The sequence below is a fragment of the Phormidium sp. CCY1219 genome (assembly GCF_055795085.1).
The window spans coordinates 1-4,839 of sequence record NZ_JAYFEQ010000410.1; the positions used below are offsets into that span (position 1 = coordinate 1).

The 4,839-nt window shown below is 49.3% G+C and carries 6 protein-coding genes; 4 read left to right on the forward strand and 2 right to left on the reverse strand.

Annotation, left to right across the window (positions count from 1 at the left end; translation table 11 throughout):
- The first annotated feature begins 270 nt into the window (after window positions 1-270).
- Window positions 271-717 (forward strand): hypothetical protein, encoded by a 447-nt coding sequence (locus AC0QH1_RS09150; protein WP_324630764.1) that lies wholly within the window; start codon window positions 271-273, stop codon window positions 715-717.
- A 160-nt stretch (window positions 718-877) separates the two neighbouring features.
- Here the strand turns inward: AC0QH1_RS09150 and AC0QH1_RS09155 are convergent, their stop codons facing one another.
- Both AC0QH1_RS09155 and AC0QH1_RS09160 read right to left on the reverse strand, forming a co-directional pair.
- On the reverse strand, window positions 878-2,158 hold the full coding sequence (locus AC0QH1_RS09155; protein WP_324630765.1) for a hypothetical protein: 1,281 nt from the start codon (window positions 2,156-2,158) through the stop codon (window positions 878-880).
- Complete coding sequence (locus AC0QH1_RS09160) at window positions 2,040-3,410, reverse strand: DUF499 domain-containing protein (protein ID WP_324630767.1); 1,371 nt, start codon at window positions 3,408-3,410, stop codon at window positions 2,040-2,042. Before AC0QH1_RS09160 ends, AC0QH1_RS09155 begins: the two co-directional genes overlap by 119 nt.
- Here AC0QH1_RS09160 and AC0QH1_RS09165 point away from each other — a divergent pair.
- The 3 genes from AC0QH1_RS09165 to AC0QH1_RS09175 all read left to right on the forward strand — a co-directional run bounded on the left by AC0QH1_RS09165 (window position 3,375) and on the right by AC0QH1_RS09175 (window position 4,783).
- Entirely contained in the window at window positions 3,375-3,512 is a 138-nt protein-coding gene (locus AC0QH1_RS09165; RefSeq protein ID WP_324630768.1) for a hypothetical protein, read from the forward strand. The two genes, AC0QH1_RS09160 and AC0QH1_RS09165, sit on opposite strands and share 36 nt — an antisense overlap.
- A 150-nt stretch (window positions 3,513-3,662) precedes the next feature.
- On the forward strand, window positions 3,663-3,842 hold the full coding sequence (locus AC0QH1_RS09170) for a hypothetical protein (RefSeq protein WP_324630769.1): 180 nt from the start codon (window positions 3,663-3,665) through the stop codon (window positions 3,840-3,842).
- A gap of 86 nt (window positions 3,843-3,928) precedes the next feature.
- Window positions 3,929-4,783 carry a WD40 repeat domain-containing protein gene (locus AC0QH1_RS09175; protein ID WP_324630766.1) on the forward strand — a complete coding sequence of 285 codons (855 nt, stop codon included), beginning with the start codon at window positions 3,929-3,931 and terminating at the stop codon, window positions 4,781-4,783.
- Window positions 4,784-4,839 lie beyond the last annotated feature (56 nt).

Below are 4,839 nucleotides of genomic sequence, written 5' to 3' on the forward strand. Positions count from 1 at the left end.
AACCGAAGAGTCCCAACCTTGAGGTGCATCTTTGAGGTAAAAAATGCTCTACCTCACCAATATGAGAATCGCTATATCGCGCCTTTGACAAGTACCTCATTCCCTCCATCTCCGTGGCAATTTTGGGAGACGAACGACCCTCCTGGCGTCCCAACTGGTTTGGATATGAGCTGGGGGGTTATCGGTTAATTCGATTTTCCCATCGTCAAACTACTGGACTATGAAGACAAATGGGAGGAACTCGAAGCCAGTACAAATCCCTTTGCTATCATGGTGATGGCGCATCTGAAAACCAAAGCCACGACCCAAAATTTACCCGAACGGAAACAGTGGAAGTGGATCGTGGTGCGTGAGTTGGTATCCAAAGGCTATAGTAGAGATGAGGTGGTGAATCTGTTCCGGTTTATCGACCGGATGATGACACTACCCCAAGAACTACAACGGGAATTTAAAACGGAGTTACGTCGCTCTCGGGAGGACAGAAATATGCCGTTTATCAGTCGCGTTGAAGAAATGGCGCAGGAAGAGGTAACTAACCGCACTCTGCGGGAAAGCACGATTGTCATCCTGGAAACTCGCTTTAATTCAGTGCCCCCAGAGGTGGTGGATGCCTTGAATACTATTGAGGAACCGGATACTCTGCGGGATTTGCATCGACAAGCGATCGCCATTCCATCAGTTGCCGAATTTCAGCAACTCATCAACGGGGTGCTGTAGGGTCAGATTCATTAAAAATCTGTCTTTCTCAGACAATATCCGGCATGGAAGCGGGGGCGAAACCCACCCACTCCATGCCGATTTTTTCTGGTTTTGAGCGGACATTATAGGATTTTTGTCTCCGGTGTAGATGATGTTTGTCGCCACTCGCCGATCGCAGTTATTCTCCCTCCAGGGGAACCTCACTGGGGGGAATTCTGCGCCGAGGCGGAGAGATTATCGCCAGTGGATCGCCAATGGTGGTTACTTTCCAGGGTTCGGATTCTAATTGACGCGCCGCCATCAAAAACGGTGTGGTTCTTTGCAGGCGTCTTAACATGATGCGGGGGGGAATGAAGGCGGAAAGATAGGGTTCGTGAACGCTTCCCACATACAGATAAGCGCCGCTTGACAACCATCGCCCGCCCACCGTGTCGCGATCGCCTGGTGTCGTAGCAGACCAACTGTGCAAAAAATGCATCATTGCCGGATATTTCAGTGGCGGAATATCCTCCACGGAGGCATTCCCTTTTCCCACCGCAAACCCATCTTTCATCCCTTTAGAATTCACCCAGATTATATCGTAGTTTAATCCGGGATTTTTAAACTTGCGCCAGCGGTCTAAACTGGCTTCGGCTCCCTGCACCACCGTGGCGGTAATTCCCATCTTTTTCAACCGGGCTTTGGCAGAATTCATTTCATATTCGCTCCAGGGTTCTTCGGACGGATAACTATCATAAAGTAATGCGGTTTCTGGTGTTAAAAAAATCGCCGACATGGCTTGATATAACGCTCGTTCTGTATTTCCATAAATCCAGCCAACCACCGCCCAGCGATCGCCGCTTTCATGTCTGCCCAAGCCATCGGTAACGGCTAAATCTACCCTTTCGTTTGTGGGAGATTGATATTTTACGGCTAATTCCCGCACGACGGTGACCGTATCCACCGCATCCCCCAACCCGCTGTAAGCATATCCCGTTGCGCGAACTTTTCGTTTTATTTCAGCTTTTAACCCTTGCCAAATCTGCGGGTTTATACTATCATTAACTTGACCGAAGTTTCCCGGCAAAAAGACTAAGGGTTGACCCCGATCGCTGGCTAAGGCTACCGCCGCCGGCCATGCGGGGTCCGTGACGGCGGTAATCACTACTCCGGGAGGTTCCCACCCCAGGGTTTCCCATTGTTGTTTTAACGAGTCCTTATCCCTAGCATTCCACGCCGATGCTACTGCATTTTGCATCGCCTGACGCAGGGCTTCATCGGTGGGTAAGGCGGTGTTGACGGCGGGCAACCGAATCACTTCCTGGGGTTGAAAGCGATCGCGAAACATCGGCGCATACCGCTCATCTTCGATTAAAATTGGCCAGCGACCCTCCAGGTTCCATTGGCGAATGGCAAAGAGAAAGGTGGCTTTGTCGGGAACTAAGACCAGGCGATTTACCGTGGGAATGCGATCGCGCAATTTGGCTATTTTTAATCCGCTTTGTACCGGCCAAGGTTCGGTTTTCGCAGATTCGGATAAGGCAAAGGGTTTTCCTCGGCTTTGTTGCGCGATCCACCACCCCGCCGGAAGGGCTACGATTAATACCAAACATAACCACTCTAACCACCACCGCTTTCCTCTCATTTCCGCCCCACTTGTGTTTCGTTGTTTCTTCAATTGTTATTGGTTTCGGGAAGAAAAGGGTCTGGTTTGCTACGCAACAACCCGGACGCAACACTCTCGCACTGCATCCCTCTCCACCCCCGGATTCTCCTGGCAAATCTGCATATTTACTAACACATAAATTTCCCAATGTCAACGGTTTTATAAAAATTAATGCCTGAGTTTTTGGCTGCCCCAAAACTTTGCACTTTTGCCACAATTTTTTCCGGTTCGCTTTGGGGATGACCTTGGCTTTCATTCCCCCCGTTTGCAATATCGTCGCACAGGCAAGGCTGGTGAAAATTTGCAGCCGAACGCCGGGTATAGACTTAGGCAAAATAGGCGGATAGATTGGGGTAAGTTTCCCTATTCTCTGCCTTAGTTTTGTTGGCAATTGCCAGGATTTGGCGTTTTGGCGTTCCATTTGTTTCCGGAAATAAAAGCTGGGTGAAAGGGTTAGCTTTTCTCGTTTTTGTGGCGCAATATTCCATGATTTTGATGGTTTTTTGTGACGAGGATAAAGGCAACTTTTTAAATATTTAGTGGGAGAATGTACAGGGTTTTTGCGGTTATTTGTGGGAGAATGGGTAAGGGAAATTTCGTCGGGGTAAAGGAAATGATAAGGGCGGCGATCGCCACGCAATCGAGTTTTTACTTTGGCCGAACAAACTGCTGGGTTTGGCGATACTTTTGCTGCAATTCCACTGCGACTAATCGCCGATTCCACATCGTGCAATAATCCGGCGTAGACTAACATTGCTTGCGGCAATTCCCGCACCACTGCCGTCAAATTGTCTAAAAAAACCTGCAACTGTAGGGCAAAATTCGATTCAGTTTCCGGTAAAGCGATCGCCTGTTCCACATAGGAGAGAAAATCATCGATTAAAATGAGAGTGGGTTGAGGGGATAACAACTTTTTCAGGGTTTCCTGACTGGGGGCAACCCACTCATCGGCTGCGGTTGCCATTAAAGCATAACCAGATTCGCCGCTCAATTGCCATCCGAGAAGACCCCAAGGGGTCAAAATAGGGCAGTGATTTTCCACTGCAATTCCCTGGCGGATATTCATATCGCCACTGAAGGCAGCAACGCGAACGGTTTCCGGGAATCCGAAGCGATCGAGTTGCGGAATTGGCTGCAAGTCTCGATCGTGTTTCGCCCAATGATATAAACTCAATAATGTATGGGTTTTGCCACTGGCAAGGGGGCTGTGCAGTTCGACGATTCTATCGTCAATTTGGCCTTGCAATCCGCGAGAAACCTCGTGAAAAAGGTCGGAAAGTTCGCGGTTAAAATAAGTAGTGGCAAAAAAGGAACGGGGATGGTGGTCAATCTCCCGACCTTGGGAATCCGGGTGGATAACGCCACTCAAACTGAGACTCTGTGGGGGATTGGGGATGCGATCGCCGCGCCAGCGTGCAGGAAAGGAAATCCCAGGGGATGGCTGGATGGAAACAGAGATGCTATTCATGGTTCGAGAAATAAACGCTATATTGATTGAGGGTCAGATGTCTTAGGGCAATCGTAACATACCCCTGACCCGGAACTTCTCGGTTGTTAGATTGATTTTCACCACTAGCACGTAAGATGAACCAGCGAAATCGCCCTCAACCTAATGATGTCGTTCTCGGCGGGGAAAACCTGCCCCAGACTGCTGCGGTATTGGGAGGCATCGAAGGAGTTAAAAATCGGTTAGCTTCGGACAATGTTGCGGTTAGAATTGCCGCGACGCGAGAAGCGAATCATTACGGTGAAGCGGGATGGTCGCTTTTACTTTCTGCGTTAAAAGACCTGCATCCAGAGGTTTATAAAGCGGCATATTTACTGCTCGAGGATAGACCGGAACCGGAAGTGAAACGGGAATTGCTGCGGTTTAATCCGTATGAAATGTTGGAATGCATCCAGACAATTGAGGGGCATAGTGGATTGGTTTTAGGAGTGGCCATTCATCCGAATGGGAAACTATTTGCCACCAGTGGTAGTGCGGATAAATCGATTAAATTGTGGAATCTGGATTGCGGTGATTGTCTGAGGAGTTGGCGCGGGCATAAGGATTGGGTGAATGGGGTGGCGTTTCGTCCGGATGGGGGGTATTTGGGGAGTTGCAGTCGGGATTTTACGGTGAAACTCTGGGATGTGGAAAAGGGCGATCGCCTGCCCTTGGTTCGCCATACGTTAATCGGACATACGGGGGTGGTGCATCAAATTGCATTTACGCCCAACGGACGCAGTATAATCAGTGCCAGTGCGGATTGTACGATAAAAGTGTGGCAGATCGTGCCGGTGAAAGAGGGGGAAGTGGCAACGCTCAAATGTATTCTCACGGGTCACACCAGTCAAGTGGAAGGGGTGGCGATGAGTTGTGATGGGAAGACCGTTGCCAGTGCGAGTTGGGATCGAACGATTAAAATTTGGGATATTATTGATACTCCCTACGGATAAATCCGAGGGATTCTTAAAGAGTCCAAAGTCGGACTTTTAAAGGCGCTTTTCCCCAC

Bases quoted from the DNA above. Each gene is read 5' to 3' on its own strand.
- AC0QH1_RS09170 (WP_324630769.1), top strand. From the start codon at position 3,663: ATGGTGGTCAATCTCCCGACCTTGGGAATCCGGGTGGATAACGCCACT.
- AC0QH1_RS09160 (WP_324630767.1), bottom strand. From the start codon at position 3,410: ATGAATATCCGCCAGGGAATTGCAGTGGAAAATCACTGCCCTATTTTG.
- AC0QH1_RS09150 (WP_324630764.1), top strand. From the start codon at position 271: ATGGTGATGGCGCATCTGAAAACCAAAGCCACGACCCAAAATTTACCC.
- AC0QH1_RS09175 (WP_324630766.1), top strand. From the start codon at position 3,929: ATGAACCAGCGAAATCGCCCTCAACCTAATGATGTCGTTCTCGGCGGG.